Origin of the sequence: Haloferax sulfurifontis, assembly GCF_014635105.1 — an archaeon.
Lineage (GTDB): Archaea > Halobacteriota > Halobacteria > Halobacteriales > Haloferacaceae > Haloferax > Haloferax denitrificans.
In genome coordinates this window covers 399,276-415,796 of the sequence record NZ_BMCI01000004.1, presented here as the reverse complement: position 1 = coordinate 415,796, position 16,521 = coordinate 399,276, and the positions used below count along the sequence as shown (strand labels likewise).

17 protein-coding genes and 1 pseudogene are annotated in these 16,521 nt (G+C 60.1%); 11 read left to right on the top strand and 7 right to left on the bottom strand.

The genetic code is table 11. From position 1 onward, the window contains the following. Positions 1-84: 84 nt before the first annotated feature. Entirely contained in the window at positions 85-996 is a 912-nt protein-coding gene (locus tag IEV64_RS13665) for a hypothetical protein (protein WP_188424104.1), read from the bottom strand. 946 nt (positions 997-1,942) lie between these two features. On the opposite strand from IEV64_RS13665, the gene IEV64_RS13660 reads away from it, so the two are divergent. The 6 genes from IEV64_RS13660 (at position 1,943) to IEV64_RS13635 (ending at position 6,957) form a co-directional block, all read left to right on the top strand. Further along, entirely contained in the window at positions 1,943-4,315 is a 2,373-nt protein-coding gene (locus tag IEV64_RS13660; protein WP_188424103.1) for a phage/plasmid primase, P4 family, read from the top strand. A gap of 355 nt (positions 4,316-4,670) precedes the next feature. Further along, positions 4,671-4,859 (top strand): hypothetical protein, encoded by a 189-nt coding sequence (locus IEV64_RS13655; protein WP_004065017.1) that lies wholly within the window; start codon positions 4,671-4,673, stop codon positions 4,857-4,859. Beyond that, positions 4,859-5,215 carry a hypothetical protein gene (locus tag IEV64_RS13650; RefSeq protein WP_188424102.1) on the top strand — a complete coding sequence of 119 codons (357 nt, stop codon included), beginning with the start codon at positions 4,859-4,861 and terminating at the stop codon, positions 5,213-5,215. The genes IEV64_RS13655 and IEV64_RS13650 overlap by 1 nt, the downstream gene beginning before the upstream one ends. Before the next feature lie 271 nt (positions 5,216-5,486). Next, complete coding sequence (locus tag IEV64_RS13645; RefSeq protein WP_229722622.1) at positions 5,487-5,759, top strand: DUF8136 domain-containing protein; 273 nt, start codon at positions 5,487-5,489, stop codon at positions 5,757-5,759. Continuing rightward, a complete protein-coding gene (locus IEV64_RS13640) occupies positions 5,756-5,917 on the top strand; it encodes a hypothetical protein (RefSeq protein WP_188424101.1) in 162 nt (53 codons plus the stop codon). The genes IEV64_RS13645 and IEV64_RS13640 overlap by 4 nt, the downstream gene beginning before the upstream one ends. A gap of 281 nt (positions 5,918-6,198) precedes the next feature. Beyond that, positions 6,199-6,957: a hypothetical protein gene (locus tag IEV64_RS13635; protein WP_155821796.1), complete on the top strand. Its 759-nt coding sequence runs from the start codon at positions 6,199-6,201 to the stop codon at positions 6,955-6,957. On the opposite strand, the gene IEV64_RS13630 is transcribed toward IEV64_RS13635, so the two are convergent. Next, positions 6,958-8,274 (bottom strand): site-specific integrase, encoded by a 1,317-nt coding sequence (locus tag IEV64_RS13630; protein ID WP_081597056.1) that lies wholly within the window; start codon positions 8,272-8,274, stop codon positions 6,958-6,960. 66 nt (positions 8,275-8,340) lie between these two features. Between IEV64_RS13630 and IEV64_RS13625 the strand changes: the two are divergent. Both IEV64_RS13625 and IEV64_RS13620 read left to right on the top strand, forming a co-directional pair. After that, positions 8,341-8,604 (top strand): annotated as a pseudogene (locus tag IEV64_RS13625) (glutathione S-transferase family protein); the annotation flags it as partial. A 95-nt stretch (positions 8,605-8,699) separates the two neighbouring features. Beyond that, positions 8,700-9,773, top strand: coding sequence for a molybdopterin-dependent oxidoreductase (locus IEV64_RS13620; RefSeq protein ID WP_188424100.1), 1,074 nt, complete (start codon positions 8,700-8,702; stop codon positions 9,771-9,773). Between the two features lie 303 nt (positions 9,774-10,076). Here IEV64_RS13620 and IEV64_RS13615 read toward each other — a convergent pair whose 3' ends face one another. The 4 genes from IEV64_RS13615 to IEV64_RS13600 form a co-directional block, all read right to left on the bottom strand. Continuing rightward, complete coding sequence (locus IEV64_RS13615; RefSeq protein ID WP_049920611.1) at positions 10,077-10,553, bottom strand: hypothetical protein; 477 nt, start codon at positions 10,551-10,553, stop codon at positions 10,077-10,079. Between the two features lie 240 nt (positions 10,554-10,793). Next, the gene (locus tag IEV64_RS13610) at positions 10,794-11,549 is read right to left on the bottom strand and encodes a 4-phosphopantoate--beta-alanine ligase (RefSeq protein WP_007275728.1); all 756 of its coding nucleotides are present in this window, start codon (positions 11,547-11,549) and stop codon (positions 10,794-10,796) included. 96 nt (positions 11,550-11,645) lie between these two features. After that, complete coding sequence (locus IEV64_RS13605; protein ID WP_007275727.1) at positions 11,646-12,479, bottom strand: pantoate kinase; 834 nt, start codon at positions 12,477-12,479, stop codon at positions 11,646-11,648. A gap of 82 nt (positions 12,480-12,561) precedes the next feature. Then, a complete protein-coding gene (locus tag IEV64_RS13600; RefSeq protein ID WP_007275726.1) occupies positions 12,562-13,014 on the bottom strand; it encodes an SHOCT domain-containing protein in 453 nt (150 codons plus the stop codon). Positions 13,015-13,130: 116 nt separating this feature from the next. Here IEV64_RS13600 and IEV64_RS13595 point away from each other — a divergent pair, with 116 nt between their 5' ends. Then, positions 13,131-13,433, top strand: a complete 303-nt coding sequence (locus tag IEV64_RS13595; RefSeq protein ID WP_188424099.1) for a UPF0175 family protein — start codon at positions 13,131-13,133, stop codon at positions 13,431-13,433. Then, the gene (locus IEV64_RS13590) at positions 13,434-13,958 is read left to right on the top strand and encodes a PIN domain-containing protein (RefSeq protein ID WP_188424098.1); all 525 of its coding nucleotides are present in this window, start codon (positions 13,434-13,436) and stop codon (positions 13,956-13,958) included. 476 nt (positions 13,959-14,434) lie between these two features. Here IEV64_RS13590 and aspS read toward each other — a convergent pair whose 3' ends face one another. Continuing rightward, the gene (gene aspS / locus IEV64_RS13585; protein ID WP_188424097.1) at positions 14,435-15,739 is read right to left on the bottom strand and encodes an aspartate--tRNA(Asn) ligase; all 1,305 of its coding nucleotides are present in this window, start codon (positions 15,737-15,739) and stop codon (positions 14,435-14,437) included. A gap of 159 nt (positions 15,740-15,898) precedes the next feature. Here aspS and IEV64_RS13580 point away from each other — a divergent pair, with 159 nt between their 5' ends. Beyond that, positions 15,899-16,516, top strand: coding sequence for a cupin domain-containing protein (locus tag IEV64_RS13580; protein ID WP_188424096.1), 618 nt, complete (start codon positions 15,899-15,901; stop codon positions 16,514-16,516). Positions 16,517-16,521: the final 5 nt, after the last annotated feature.

The window sequence follows — 16,521 nt, the reverse complement described above, 5'->3', positions numbered from 1 at the left end:
GTCTTGCAGTTCCTCGACGGAAATCTCGTCGAGATGGTTCACTATCTCTTGCAAGAGTCTCCGAGCAAAAAATTCTAACGATTACTATAGTGATTCGTCCTTTCGACGGCCGGTTCTTCCTGACAAATCTTTCAAAATCGCTATTACTGGGTCGGTTGAAGAGAATTCCTTCACGATAGTATCTGTGTGCGCCGCCTTCTCTCTGCTGTGTGATGCAACCTGTTCAAACACCTCTCGGATGCTTTGCCCTCTCCACTCCCTACGAAGTCTGTCTAGGTCCTGTCCTATCGCTTTCCAAAGCTTGTCTGTCTGTTCGATTCGATTCTCTGCTGCGTACGTTAGAATTTCATCTTCAGATATACTGTCCGCCGGAGAGAAATCCCGGTTCGACATGGGATACCCTACTGGCGAATCGGTTAGTTCAAACTGGATACTGGTGATGTGGTGTTGGCTGTGGTCAATATCATGGCTCGATAAGACCCCGCCGATGTACTGTTTAGCCTCACGTCGGTCTTGTTCCTTTTTGACATAGGTTGCCTCGAAAAATTCATCTGACTCTTTCGCCTCTGATTCAATCCGTTCCATCGATTTCGACTCCACTCGACTGAGCAGAGCACTTGTCTCTTCTTTGGCGGCGTCCTTTGTCACACTATCGTGCGGCGCACGCGTATCTAAACCTTCCACAACACCAGCCAAGAAATTAGAAGCCCACTCTGCCCCTGCTACCCCATCGTCCTGATACAGTGTGGAGGCTATACTGCCAAATGTAGTACCAAGTGAACGCGGTGAGTGGTGTCCGCGAATGGCCACATCGTCTAGTAATGCAATCGAAGTAATGTCCTCCCACAGCGAATCTATTCGGGGTCCAATCAGGTCTGCCTTTTCTTGCACCCGCGCGCGAAGTTCGTGGTCTCTGTATGACGACTCTTTGGGGGCTTCGCCCGTCTCAGCGTACTCCTTCTCGTAGTTGATGAGGCGGTGTGCTTTCGGAGGCATATGTCTGATTCTTATGGGAACTTGCGTTCCCTCACTATTTCAATGTATCTTCTGTCCTTACATAGATGTACAGGATGAGGATTCCATCCCTGCGGTTGTGGGACCGACGAACGTGAAAGCGTGAAGGGCACCACGGTGTGGCTTCGGCCACTTTGACCGTAAGGTGGGAAGCGTTGAGCGGCTACCGCTGTGGTGAGAGCCACAGAGAGGGGTCATCTGATGTGCGACGCAGTACGCGGTTCTTCAGGATCAGTAACCCGAGCGGGGGCGAACATAGCACAAGCCGCGTTTACAAAGTGAGCCACCTGCGATATTAAGAGTCTGTGGTAGGTGGGCAATTGAGGTGAATAGCTGAAATTGTCCACAGTCCACAAAGAGGAATCGACATAGAACCAACTCAAACAATTATCAACCAATGTCAGCCGAACGTACGACAATTCAGGTTCGTCCAGAGACACGCGAGAAGTTGTTTCAGGCAAAGAACGGTTCCACAGACACCTACGATTCTGTGATCAACCGGCTTCTTGCTGGGGACGAGTGACGCATCGAGAAACGCCGTCCGGGTGTGGATGTGTAGGAGCAACCACCCGTTTGACGGCGTCACACAACTACGCGGGAGTGACCCCGCGCATCTAGCGAATTAACTGCTTTAGAAATGAGTTCTTCGACAACTACGACGAGAGGCATCGACGCGATAGACCAACACCGTGACGACCTCGCGGACCTTGCTAACTCCGACCTTCCCTGTGCCTACCTTGCTGAGGCGTTGCTGGAGGTGAGTGAGCCGTGAAGGGGAACGGGAATGGGGGTTCCGTCGAATACACGTACGAGAGCAATTCACAAAGGCGTTACGGTCCACAATTTTGTGATGGGTGTTTCGCTCCGGCGTTCACCCACGTCGACGGCGTCGCTTTGTGTCGAACCCACGCAAGTCGGGTGATTCGTAATGAGTGACCGGGACGTCCTCGCGGAGCGATTACAGGACGCCGGCTTACTCGAAAAGCGTCTAATCCCTGTTAAGGACGGCGAGAAGCGGTCGCTCGTCTACCACAATGACGCTTCAAACCGCGAAAGTGGGTTTGGATCCTTAACTGGAAACTACGGTGTGTATGCCGGAGCAACGCCCGACGGCGGGCGCTGGTTAATCGACGTGGATATTGACGACTACTCTGACTCGGCGGATTCTGAGGCCCTTCAAGCCGTCAATGAGTTGCCTGAGACGTTCACCGTTGCAAGTCCACACACCGACGGTGTGACGGGCGGACACAGGTACTACTACATTGACTCGAAGGACGTTCACAAGTCCATCGAGGCTGTTGCCAACGCGAAGAATCCCGGCATGAGTTGGGGAGAGATTCGCGTTCACAACCAGTACGTGGTCGGTCCCGGTTCCCAACTCGATGGGTGTGGGAAAGACTGGTGCGATGAGTGTTCCACTCCCGACGGCGGTCGATACGAAATTGCAACTGACGCGCCGATTGCTGAGATCACGCTTCCCGAGTTGTTCGACGTACTACGGGCGGACCAAACGCCGGAGGATGCGTCACAAGGCGCTGGTGGTGTGGATACGACGCGAGGCACACCTAATGCTGACGGCGACGCCTCACGGGCGCGCGCTGTCACTAAACACTACGACAACATCAGCGATTATCTGTTGTATGGTGCGTCTGACCGGAGCGAACAGGACTTCCACGTGTGTTGTCGTATGATTGAACACGGGGTTCCTGAGGCGGAAGTCTACCAACTCCTCGCGAACAATTCAAACAGCAAGGTCGACTCTCCAGACGCCTCACGAAACTACTGGCAACAGACGTGGGACCGTGCGCGCAAGTCTGTTGGGTCCGATGCGAATACCGAAACGCTTCCCGGTGAAACACGTTCTGACGGGGGTGTTGCAACGACGGCGTCACCAATGAATGGTCCACAGAACGCCGTGAGTGGCGGCGAGTGGTCGTACGTGTACCAGCAATACGCTGGTGCATCTGACGCAGATGAACGCAAACCTGCCCGATTCGAGGCCACAGAACTACTGTCTGAGGCCCACCATTGGGCTAACCTCGAAGAAAATGACGTCCTGTACGGCTACGATCCCGACCGGGGAATCTACCAACCCACGGGCGAGAAACAAGTGCGAGAGTTGTTAGTTGCTAACCTTCGGGAAGAATATAATAGAACAGAGAAGTCCGAGATCCTAGACCAACTACGCGGCCGACACACTGTGAGTCAGGACGAAATGGGTGGTCCGGCTAACCATATTCCCGTACGGAACGGTGTTGTGAGGGTGCAACCCCAAGGGTTGGAACTACAAGAACACAATCCAGAGCACCTATTTCTTGGGTCGGTCGAAGCCGAATACGACCCCGATGCCGAGTGTCCGCAATTCCGTGATTTCTTGCGTGACGTCGTTCCGCGTGGGAGTGATAGAAAGAAGCTCCAAGAATACGCGGGCTACACGTTGCACCATTGGGGCTTGCCGTACCACAAAGCCCTATTTCTAGTCGGGCCAACCGCAAGCGGGAAGTCCACCTTCCTCGATACAATTCGGGCGGTCCTAGGGTCGAATACTGTGGTGAGTCTCACACCACAGGAATTGACTGGAGAACGGTTCGCCGGCGCGGAGTTGTTCCAGAGTTGGGCTAACTTCCGAAACGACATCCCTAGTTCACTGATCACGGATACAGGCGCGTTTAAGGAGATAACCGCTGGTGACAGTATCAAGGCCGAACAGAAATTCAAGGACCCATTCCGGTTTGAACCGACGGCGAAACATCTGTTTTCTGCCAACCAACTCCCCGACGCCGAAACAGATGATGAGGCGTTTTACCGCCGTATCCTGTTGGTTCCGTTCCCGTCGACCGTCCCGAAGGCCGAACGTGACCCACACCTCGACGAGAAGCTCCAGTCGGAACTCTCTGGTGTGCTTAACTGGATGCTTGACGGCCTCCAGCGATTGATGCGACAAGGAACGTTCACCGGCGACAGAACGCCCGGAGAGACACAGAGAACGTGGGAGAAGTGGGGGAATACCATTGACCGATTCCGTGAATTGTGTCTGGAGGAATCCAGCGGTGATTCCCTCCCCAAGAGTACGGCGCACAAGGCTTACGTCCGATTCTGTGAAGCTGAAAGCCTCCCGGCCGAGACTCAGCACAAAATGACGCGCCGACTCAAGAATGAAGGCATAGCCGACGGCAGAGCCACAGTCAGTGGGAAGCGACAGCGTGTCTTTGTCGGGGTCCAACTCACGAGCAAAGGTGAGAGTTACTTGAACGACACAGGCGACGACTCACAGAACAGCGGACTTGGACACTTTGACTAACCCAAAACAAAAGTGTCCGAGGGGTCTTAACCCCTTCAAACCCTTCTAAAACACAGTATCGGTGGTCCTTTCGGACACTTTTGTCTCATTAATCGCGTGCGCGGGTGTGCGTGTGCAATGGTTCAAAGTAAAGTGTCCGCAATAACAGGAGGATGTAGGTGTGAAGGGCTGAGACGGCTAAAAACCCGATGGACACTTTGTTTTAGCGGATTGTGCAATGACCCCTTCGTGGCGAGCACTTGGTATCGTGTGAGAACGAACCGGCGGAATCCGGGTAGCTAATTGTACTAAAATGAATTCGAATTCGAAAGCGAACGCAGTAGCAAAGGCAACGAAAGATGCGACGGCGGCAGACGTGAAGGCGAGAGTGTGGAAATCAATCGCCAAAAATGCGGTTGGCGGAGTCGACGCCGAACGAATTTTCGAGGAAGCACTTACTGACCTTGTCGAGGACGTCGACCAGCGACAGAAACAGGCCGACGTGCAGGCAAACACGAAGGAAACTCTCCGGGCGGCTGACTTCGGAACGGGGGAGATGTTCTAATGCGTGTCCAGACTGACGACAAGAGGGCTGTGGACTCACTTCCAGATGGGGTTGAGTCAGCTGTGTGGGCTGGTGACAGCGGCCTTCGATGTACGAATCCGACGGACTACGAGGATTTCTTCGGGGACGATGTCGATCTCTCACCGGTCACGAAACCGGACGGCCGTGAGGGGCCACCGACTGTCGTGTTTGAACCGGGCGATGAGCTTCCGTTGGAGATGGCGCAGGGACTTTACTCGTCGTTCTCGGACCGTGTGATTGCGTTCGACGGTGATGGGAACCGGCTTGATAGGCCGGACGAATCTGAGAACGAAACAGCGGTGGCACAGTGGACAAGCGGCTTAGCAGTCCGATGATGCCGAACGTTCCGTTCACCGGCCGGGAGTTGCTTACGGTCGGTTCGTTCGGATTGTTCTTGTGGGCATCGCTGATGTACGTTTCAGTGGCGATTGAAGTCTCTGCCTCCCCGGTTGTAACGCTTATCCTCACGATGCATATCGTGACGAGTGTTCTGGTGTGGGGGGATGAGGCCGCTGACACGGCGTGACTATCCCCACCGTTGCCCTTCGAGAAGCGTACAGTCCGGCCTCATAACGGCCGAACCATAGATTCCCCCACGGGGGTACGATGAGTCAAAGCGAACCAAAGAACGAACCAGCGGTTCCAGCAATCCCGGAGAACGCGAATCGTGGCGAAGTCCTCGATTTGCTGGAGGACGCGATTAACGAAACACACCGGAAAATCGAATCCGGTCGAGTGTACGACCCTGAGAATGAGAAAGTTCGGCAGGGTTGGATGCGTGTCTTAGGGTATCTTGCTGGTCAGTATCGACAATTGCTGAAAGACAAAGACCTCGATGAGTTGGCGGAACGTATCGAGGCGTTAGAAGAGAACCAATGAAGAAACACGATATTGAGAAGCGTGTCGACGAGTTAGAAGAATCGGATGAAAAAGAGTTGTCTATCGCACAGGCGATTAAGGACGCTCTGTGTGGTGATGCGGACGACGTCGAACCGCCCGAAGAGCCACCGGACGTGAGTGAAATCTTCGGCAAGTGAGTCTCCCACCGATGACCCCACCCCGGGCGAGGTGTAGTTCATGCCGCCATGCCTTTGTTGCTAACCTCACTGTCCGTGTAGGACAATTGGATTAGCAATTTTTCATAATCGCAGGATGGCGGCACGGTGTGGTGACTATACGGCTTTTTATACACATACTGCCGCAATTTTTGCCTCTAATTATATACGAAAACTGTCCATTTCCGATATGGGTTCTATTCATGTTCCCATGAAATGATTTTCAAACGAACTATTTCATATGTCTATCTGTTACGTCCAGTATGAAGCGAAGAACATTCCTCACGGGTATGTCTGGAGCAATAGCAACAGTTGCTGGTTGTGCTGGCTCCGATTCATCTTCGAACCCAACTGAACAGAACGCTGATACAGAAACGCCAACAGAAACTACGACAGTTGCAACCACGACAGAGCAACCAGAAACGGAAACACAGGCACCTACGACAGCCGCTGACGTGGCGTACGAGGTGAAGATAATCTATGACGGGGAATGGCAGGGGAGCATAAATGCTGGCGGAACAACCAAATCAATTGATGGCACAGGGACCACCACTTACGAGATAACTGGCGATCCGTATCTCGTTTCGGCAAACGCTCAAAAGAAGGGTAGTGGTAATGATGAGTTGACTATCCAAATTCTCCAAGGTGGTGAGGTTATTTCTGAAGAAAGTACCACGGCAGAGCATGGCCTTGCCCAAGTCACGTCACAGGATAGTGCCGACATTTCTGGCGACTCTAACGAAGACACAGAAACCGAAAGCTCGTTCAGCTTCAAAGTAACCTACAGTGGAGATTGGCGAGGTTCGCTAATGGTTGGTGGTTCAAGCCGTTCAATCGACGGGAGTGGTGACGAATCATTCTCAATTGACGGTTCACCGAATGTGATCTCTGGTAACGCACAAAAACAAGATGATAGTGACGACAAACTAACCGTTCAAATCTTAGAAAACGGTGAGGTAGTCAAAGAATCAAGTACGACGGCGGAATACGGCCTTGCACAAGTGTCTTACTCGTCGTTCTAGCTACTCTTCACCCAGTTTCTCCAGTAGCGCTTTCTTCACTTCGGGGTCCTCCAAGAGGTGGTCTAGCGTATCTATCTTCCCTTGTGTGTCGGTATCTTCGGGGTCGCTTTCCTTGTACGACTCTTTCATATCCCGCTGGATTTGCTCTTGTGCTGACTGTGCATCGGGCGTATAGACGGTCCCACACCGGGGGCAAGCCTTCGCACCAGCCGGGAGTGGTTCGCCACAATGGCACACATCTGGCGAAAGACTACTCTCTTTTTTGGGTTCACGGATTCCTGTGGCTTCTTCGGCCGCGCGAATGTGGTCCTCGTCGGATAGATGTGCATACGTGGTTTCCATCACATTAGAATCGGGAGAGTGGCCGATGAGGTGTTTCACCGTCGCATCATCCATGGAGTATTCTCGTTTCGCTATTGTGACGAAGTTGTGGCGAATCGCGTGCGGGTGCATCGGCTTGTCAATCTCTGCCTTCTTTTTGAGTTGCTTCATAGCATACTGAAGCGTGTTCCGCGACACCATTGATTCAGAGTCAACGTTGGTATACCGTGGTTTTCCAGTAATCACGTAGGCGTCCGGGTTGTCAGCATCTGGGTGGTACCGGAGCCATTCACGGAGCGACCCGACAGCACCCAAGAGTGGCCGTTTCGACCCGTTTTCTTCAGCTCCTTTCAGTCCGTCAGCGTCTTTGTTAAGGTAGTACACACGCTCGTCTAGGTCAATATCGCGGATACGAAGTGACCGAAGCGCCGTGTTCCTCTGGCCGGTGTAGATGAGTAGGTCAAAGATCGCCAAATCGCGCGGGTGTGTGGCGGATTCGCGGATTTTGTCAATTTCCTCTTTGGTGAGCATATCCCGGTCGTCAACGTGGGTATCATCGCCAGAAATGAGAATCACGTCACTCGGGTCCACATCGAGATCCGTGTGGTAGCGATAAAACCGACGCACACACCCCTGATAGTTTCTGACACTGTTGTTCGATAGTCCCCCATCTTTCACGTCCGGGTGGTTGCCGGAGCGCATATCAGTCATTAGCTGATTAATCACGTCGGCGTCGGCGTCACTTAGCGGTGTGTCTGCGCGTTCGGCCACACGCTTCAGTGAGTGAATCCAATAGCGAAGCGTGTTCGGCTTCTTGGACTTGGTATCCTCGGCACGGTCCCCATTCTTAGGGCGTGGTGTGGTCATATCTTCGGCGTCAAAGGCAGCACACAACTCGATAATCCGGTCGGCATCGGATTGAGCCACAGAACCACGTTCGGCTGCGCGCTTCAGCGTCTCCTTCGCTTCGCGGTATTTCTGTCTGGGGGTAGTCATTGGTATATCTATAACCCGGTGGAATTCACTTATAGATAGCGGACTTTTCACAAAGTAGTCTAATTAGTCTACCACACGCACTTCAAGTGCAACAAGAAGGCTGTCCACGAGTACGACAACCTCTGGAACTACACGAAGGAGCTCTACCAACTCCCCGGCATCGAGAAGACGGTCAACATGGACCACATCGTCCGGCACTACTTCGTCAGCCACGGCGACATCAACCCCAAGCGCATCTACGGCGTCGGCCCCGACCTCGACTTCGAGGCAGAACACGACCGCGACCGCCTCCCCGCGGACCTCCCCGCGGCGCTGACGGCCGACGACTGAGCCGGCGCTCCGTTCTCGTCGTCTCCGCTCTCGCCGTCTCCGCTCTCGTCGTCTCCCGCGACACCCTATTCCCGCTCGAAGCGCTATCACTTCTCATGGCAAGCCGCGCGGCTCGCGCCCTCCGGCGGTTCGAACCGCCGCCGCGGGCGGTCGACTGGTCAATCTTCGCCCTCGTCGTCTTCGAGACGCTCTCGGGCGTGTTGAGCCTCGGGGCCGGCCACCCGGCCAACGGCCTCCTGTTCGTCGTCCACGGCGTCGCCGGACTCTCGCTCGTCGTTCTCGTCGGGTTCAAGCTCCACCGCGTCCGCCGCCGCGTGCTCGACTCGCGGCTCCGCGACCGTCACACCGCGCTCTCGGTGCTCCTTGCCGTCGTCGCGCTCGCGGCCCTCGGCACCGGCGTCGCGTGGGTGCTCGGCGTCGAGGTCCGAATCGCCTTCTGGACGCTTCTCAACGTCCACATCGGCCTCGGCCTGCTCGTGGTCCCGATTCTGTTCGTCCACCTCCGGGCGCGCTTCCGCCCGCCTCGCCGGGTCGATTTCGCGGCGCGCCGCCGGGCGCTCCAGTACGGCGCGATACTCGTCTTCGGCGCGGCGACCTACCGGGCGACCGAGACGGTTGGGTCGCTCCGCGGCGTCGGCCGCCGGTTCACCGGGTCGCGGCCGCTCCCGCCCGGCGGGGGAAACGACGCCTTTCCGGTGACGAGTTGGGTCGCCGACGACCCCGACCCGATAGACGCCGACTCGTGGTCGCTTTCGGTCACGGGGTTGGTCGACCGCCCGCTCGAACTCCACCGGAGCGACCTCGCGCCCGACGAGACGCGGTCGGTCCTCTTGGACTGCACGAGCGGCTGGTACACCGAGCAGAACTGGACCGGCGTGAGACTCGGCGACGCGCTCGATTCCGCGGGTGTTCACTCGTCGGCGCGGTGGGTGACGGTCCGGTCGGTGACGGGCTTTCGGTGGTCGTTTCCAATCGCGGAGGCCCGCGAGATGCTGTTGGCGACGCGCGTCGGCGGCGACCCGCTCTCGCACGGCCACGGCGCGCCGCTCCGACTGGTCGCGCCGAACCGCCGCGGCTTCCAGTGGGTCAAGTGGGTCGATTCGGTCGAGGTCCGTCGGCGACGCGACCCGGCGCAGTGGTTCGCGGTGCTGGTAAGCGGGTTCAGCTAGCGGCGCTCACCACGGGAGAATCCACAGTATGTCGACGAGGCGGTCTAAAATCGACTGTTCGCGCTCGTCGTCGGTCCTATCGTCGGTCGACGCCTCGTCGGCGTCCGGGCTGTCCGGAGCGCGCGTCGCTGGAGGGCATACTCGCCCCATACTCGTCAGCGTACGAATACCTTCTGTGACCCCGTGCGCCGCATCGAGACCCGATGACGAGCGACGAGCGGCACGGTTCGGTCGGTGACGGAGGTTCGCAGACCGGTTCCCATCGCGGTCGCCGGAACGCCGCGGATTCTGTGTGTTCGACCGTCAGGCGTGCGCGGAGGCCTCTGTCGCCGCGTCGCGGGTCGCGGCGCGCCCACCGTGAGACCGCCACGCGACGAGGCCGGCACCGAAAAGCAGGAGGCCGCCGGCGACGAGCAAGAACGGTTCCGCGCCGAGGACGAGTCGCGTCGTCCCGTCGAACGTCTGGACCGTGGTGTAGAGTCCCGGCTCCCGGACGTAGTGGGACACGGCCACGAGCGAATAGCCGACTTCGACACCGCCGACCGCGACTGGGAGGGCCGCGGCGTACTTCCATCGGAGTGCGGCCAGCGCCCCGACGACGCCGACGCCCCCGAGCCGCGCCAGCAGGTACTCCTCGTGGTTGAGCCGACCGCCCCACCCCGTCGTTATCGTCCCGTCGTATCCGGGTTCGACGTGGAGCAGTTCCTGATGGATTCCGGCGACGACGGCTCCGAAGCCGACGACAGCCATCACGACTGCGAGGGTTCGCTGACGGTCCATATCGTCACGACTCGTGTCTCTCAGAAATAGCTTTGCGACCGGTCAGGCCTCGCCCGTTCCCCACTCGTCGCCCGTTTCTCACTCGTCGCCCGTTTCTCACTCGTCGCCCGTTTCTCACTCGTCGCCCGTTTCTCACTCGTCGCCCGTTTCTCACTCGTCGCCCGTTTCTCACTCGTCGCCCGTTTCTCACTCGTCGCCCGTTCCCCACTCGTCGCCCGTTTCTCACTCGTCGCCCGTTTCTCACTCGTCGCTTCCGCTCCGAATCGCCCGCTCGGCCGCTTCGAGCGCCTCCGCCGCGTCGAACTCGGCGACGATTGCCTCCAGTTCCTCGCGCGTCGCGCCGGCGTCCCGCAGGTCGCGGGCGTGAGCCGCGATATTCGGCACCGCGCGCACGATGTTGTCCACGATGGGGACCGTGGCGACCTGCGCCGACCGCGACATCGGGTTGAGGTCGACGACGATTTCGACTTTGTCCATCGCGCCGAGCGCCTCGGCGCGGTCGCCGTCCTCCAGCGGGACGACGACCACGTCGGCGCTCCCGATGCCGTCGGCGTCGACCTTCGCGCGCTCGTGGTCGATGCCCGGGATCCGCCCGTCGGCGGTGAGTCCCTTTACCTCGTTCGCGCCGTGGTCGCGCAGGTGGTCCGCGATGGCCCGCATGCGCTCGTCGGTGCGGTTGAACAGGTTCACCTCGATGTCGGCGTCGACGGCCGCGGCGAGGTCGACGATTTCGCCGGGACAGAGCGCCGCGACGTTCCCGTTGACCGAGATGACCGGCTGGTCCGCGAGCAGGAGGTGCGCCGCGGCCGTCCGCGCCGCCTCGTCCGCGCTCGGAATCGTCCGCTCGCCGAGCAGGTAGTCGAACGCCTCGCCGCGCCCCTGCGCGATGAGTCCCTGCCGGCTCGTGATACCCTTCTCGACGCCCTCCTCGATGCGGTGGCGGGTGAGAAGCGACTGGTATCTCGGGTGGCTCTCGGGAATCTCGATGTCGCTCATTGGTGGTGGGTCGTCGCCGCGACAGTAACACGTTTTCTCATCGGGACGGCTGGCGGTCCAACACTCTGCGGCGGGTCTGCGAGGCTCTCGTGGCCGTCAGTCGCTCCGAAGCGTCGCGCCGGCAGGGTGGACGCGACACCGCTCCGGGTCGTAGCCGGCGTCCGACAGTCCCGACCCCACCGCGAACACCGTCTCGCCGAGCATCGCCATCGAACCGTCGCCGCCGGCCGCGCGCACGTCGTCGATGGCGGCCTCGACCCGGTCGGTCAGCAAGCCGGCGTCGCGGGCGAACAGCCGCGATTCCGCGACGAAGCGGTCGAGCGTCGGTTCGGCGCGGAGCGCTTCGAGGGCCGTCTCGCCGGCGGCGGTGAGCGCGGCCGTGTCCCCGGACAGCACGTCGGCTGTCGAGAGTCCGCCGAAGGCGACGTACTCGATTTCGGGGCGCGCGGGGATGCCGTCCATCCGGCCGTAGTCCGGCGCGCCCGGTTCGACCCGGACGGGCATCCCGCCGCGGGCCTGCGCGACCACGTCGCCGAGGCCGGTCCCCGCGCGGACCTCGGCGACGTGGGCGAGGGTGACGAGTTCGTTCTCCGACCGGCCACACCCGAAGACGGCGTTCGCCGCGAGCGCCGTCCCGAGCGCCATCGCGCCCGAGACGCCGAAGCCCGCGCCCAGCGGGAGGTCGCTTTCGGCGTCGACGGCGGCGGTCACACCGAGCGCTCGAAGCACGTCCGCGACGGGCGGCATCTCGACCGCCTCGCCGTCGAGGCTGACGGTGGTCTCCTGCGCCGGTTCGACCGTCACGGTGACGCCGTGGGAGAGCGTCAGTCCCGCGCCGCGAGAGCCGGCGACCGCCGGGTCGTCGGCGGGGTGGGCGCTGAAAAACCCCGTCACGTGGCCGGGCACGAACGCCGTCGCGTCGTCGCTCATCGGTGTCTCTACGACGGGGGTCGGTTAACGGTGTTGCGTTTCGTCGCGTCCGAGTCGTACCCGCCTCGTTCGCGGTTCGCGCTCAATCGCGGTCGAACTCCGTCTCCCGCTTTGTCTCGCTCGCGTCGCCCTCACGCCGGCGCGCCGTGGCTGACTCCCGAGCGTCAGCGACCGTCTCCGTCTCCAACAGTCGCTCGACTTTCGACTCGAACTCCTCCTCCGAGAGCTCGCCGGTCGCGTAGCGCCGCCGGAGCGTTTCGAGCGCGTCTTCGGTCTCGGTCGTCATCGACTCGTCCGCGTCGTCGCCGCGGCGGGACTCGTAGATGCGCACGAGGGCTATCGCGGCGGGGAGCACGCCCGCGAAGCCGACCGGAAAGACGACCCAGAACCACCACTCTCCGAGTGCGAGCAGGCCGAACCCGACCAGAAAGATGAGCGCCACGACGACGCCGGCGACCAACTGTTCGAGCGCCGAGTCCTCGTCGTCGCCGGCGTCGTCGATGGCGTCGTCGACGATTCGCTTCGAGTCGGTCATCGGTCTCCCCCGCGACGGCGGTCGTGCATGGTGCTCTAACGCGTCCGGGAGATAACGACTGTTTCGCTGACCGGGCGTAGGTTAATGTACGAATACGCTGTAATACGTAGTAAACAATGCCATCTATTAGTGCTCGCATCCCGGACGACGAACAGGACGAACTCGAAGCAGTCTCCGAGTTACTCGGTGAAGACCGGAGTACAGTAATTCGGAAAGCGCTCGGTGAGGGCCTTCGGGAACTTCGGATTCGTGTCGCTATCGAGCGGTACCAGTCCGGAGACATCTCTCTCAATCAAGCGGCGCGACTCGCAGGCGTGAGTCTTGGTGAATGGTTTGAAATCGCGCGAGAACGAAATCTGACCTCGCAACTCTCCTCGGATGAGTTGGATCGAGAGGCGGATGCGGCGCTCGATTTGTAGATGGATATCTACGTTGACGCCTCGACGTTGATTTCGTTGGGGACTGTTGGAGAACTGCATCTGTTGTTGCATTTTGATGGCGATATCGTAGTCCCCACGGAGGTACTCGAAGAGGTGAGTACTGAGCCCGCGTGGACGAATGTTTCTTCACTACTAGATCGAGATGGTGCCTACCGTGCCGGTGACCGTGCTGTATTCACCCAGTACCGACCACAAGCCAAGCAAACTCTCAGCGAGGACGAAGTGAACGGCGACGTCGCACTTATCGGGACGGTTCTTTGGGCCCGGAAGCACGACCAAGACATCGCAATCGTCTCCGACGACCGCCGCGTCCGAACCATCGCTGAAGGCCTCGGAGCAACCGTGACCGGAACGGTCGGCGTCGTCGTTCGCGCCGTTCACGAGGGCATGACTCCCGAGGACGCAAAAGACCTCATTCGCCGCATCGACTCCAACGGATTACACATGACAGGTGAACTCCGAGAGACAGCCTTCCGACTTATCGACGAAGCCGCAAAAGAATAACTCGGTCTGTGTTCGACCGTACGTGCTCAGGCGTTGTCCGTCTCGCGGGAACCCACTCGCAACGCTTCGCGTTGCTCCCTGTTCCCGCTCGCAAATCGAAGATTCGCTCGTTGCTCCCGCGCTCGTGTTGCGCCGTCGCCTCGGGCGACAGACGCTGGCGGGCTGACGAGACTCGCATGTGCTCGTCTCGTTGGCTCGCCACGTCTTCGCCCTTACGGGCTCAGACGCTGGCGATCACGCGGGAACTCACTCGCAACGCGCGGCGTTGCTCCCTGTTCCCACTCGTCAGGTGCGTCTCTACGGAGAGAGACGCTGGTGATCACGCGGGAACACCGTCGGACTCACGTCGTTCGTCCGACGAGCACCCACTCGCAGAAACGCCTTCGTCTACGGACTCAGGCGTTGTCTGTCTCGCGGGAACTCACTCGCAAATCGAAGATTTGCTCGTTGCTCCCGCGCTCGTGTTGCGCCGTCGCCTAGGGCGACAGGCGCTGCCGGTCGCGCGGGAACAGCACAGCTTCCCGGATGTTCTCCAGCCCGAGCATCGTCATGATGAGCCGCTCGCCGCCGAGCCCGAACCCTGCGTGCGGGGGCATGCCGTACTTGAACATCTTCGTGTAGTACTCGAACGCGTCGGGGTCGAGACCCTGCTGTTCGAAGCCGGCGACGAGGTGGTCGAAGCGGTGTTCACGCTGGCCGCCCGAGACGAGCTCCATGTTCGGGTGCATCATGTCGAAGCCCGTCGAGAGCGTCTCGTCGTCGTCGTGGTCCTTGATGTAGAACGGCTTGATCTCGCTGGGCCAGTCGGTGATGAAGTAGTGCTCGCCGACGTCCTCGCCGAGCGCCTTCTCGCCCTCGGTCGGGAGGTCGTCGCCCCAGACGAGCTGTTCGTCGAGTTCGCCCGTGGCGTTGATGCGCTGGATGGCCTCCTCGTAGGTGAGCCGCGGGAACTCGCCGGACGGCGCTTCGAACTCCTCTTCGAGACCGAGCGCTTCGAGCTCGTCCTGACAGCTCTCCTCGACGGCCTCGTAGGCGGCCGTGACGACGGCCTCACACACGTCCATCGCTTCCGTGTGGTCGATGAACGCCGACTCGAAGTCGATGGAGGTCGCCTCGTTGAGGTGGCGGGGCGTGTTGTGCTCTTCGGCGCGGAAGATGGGGCCGACCTCGAAGACGCGTTCGAGTCCGGAGCCGACCATCAGCTGTTTGAACAGCTGGGGCGACTGGTTCATGAACGCCTCCTTGCCGAAGTAGGTGATGGGGAAGAGTTCGGTGCCGCCTTCGGTCCCCGTGGCGACGATTTTCGGCGTGTTGATCTCGGTCGCGCGGAGGTCGCGGAACTGCTCGCGGACGGCGCGCTGGACCTCGGCGCGAATCTCGAAGATGGCCTTCACTTCGTCCTTGCGGAGGTCGAGCGTGCGGTTGTCGAGGCGCGTCGAGAGCTCGGCGTCGACCTTGCCGGAGGGGTCGAGCGGGAGCTGTGCCTCGGCCTCGGCGATGACGTCGAGGCTCTCGGGCGTGACCTCGACGCCCGTCGGCGCGCGCGGCTCTTCGGCGACCTCGCCGGTCACGGAGATGACGCTCTCGCGGTGGACGCCGAGACCCGTCTCGACGAGGTCGTCGTCCATCTCGTCTTTCTCGAACTTGACCTGAATCTTGCCGGAGGTGTCCCGGAGAATCAGAAACGCGATGCCGCCGAGGTCACGGATTTCGTGGACCCAGCCGGCGACGGTGACCGTGTCACCGGGCTCGGCGTCGGCCGTGTACGTTCGGTTTCGCATACGACGTGGTTCCCGACCGTTCGTCTTAAACATCGTGTCTTCGCCTCGCTCGGAGGCGTTCGACCGTCCACTCTCTCGCCCGCTGAGTCGAACGCGAGACACGACTTCTCGTGGCAGTCGCTTCCGCGGTACTTAGTCCGCGGCGCGCGTCGCCCCGGTATGGCTCCCGACTCATCCGACGCGCCGGCGGACGAACCGCGCACCGACGACGATGCTGACACCGACGCCGACGACGCCGACGGCGACGCGCCCTCGGAGTCCGACCCGGCACCGACCGCCGCCCGCGCCGCCGACCTCGACTGGTCCGCAAGCGAACGCGGCGACCGCTTCGCGTTCCGCCGGAAGCGACTCGCCGACCGCGCCGGCGGCCGCGACCTCGGCTGTTCGCTCTACGAAGTCCCGCCCGGCAAGCGGCCGTGGCCGACGCACTACCACGAGGGCAACGAGGAGGCGCTGTACGTGCTCTCGGGGTCGGGCACGCTCCTGACGCGCGAGGGCGCGGCCGACCTCGACCTCGAACCGGACACCTACGTCGCGCTCCCCGCGGGGGCCGACTACGTCAGACAAATCGAGAACGACGGCGACGAACCGCTCCGGTACCTCGCGCTCTCGACGATGAACCACCCCGACGTGACCGTCTACCCCGACTCCGACAAAGTCGGGGTGTTCTGCGGCGCGCCGCCGGGCGGTGACAAGACCGCCCGAACGCTCCACGGCTACTTCCCGCGAGACGCCGAAGTCGGCTACTGGGACGGCGAACCGACCGACGAGGAGTGAACCGG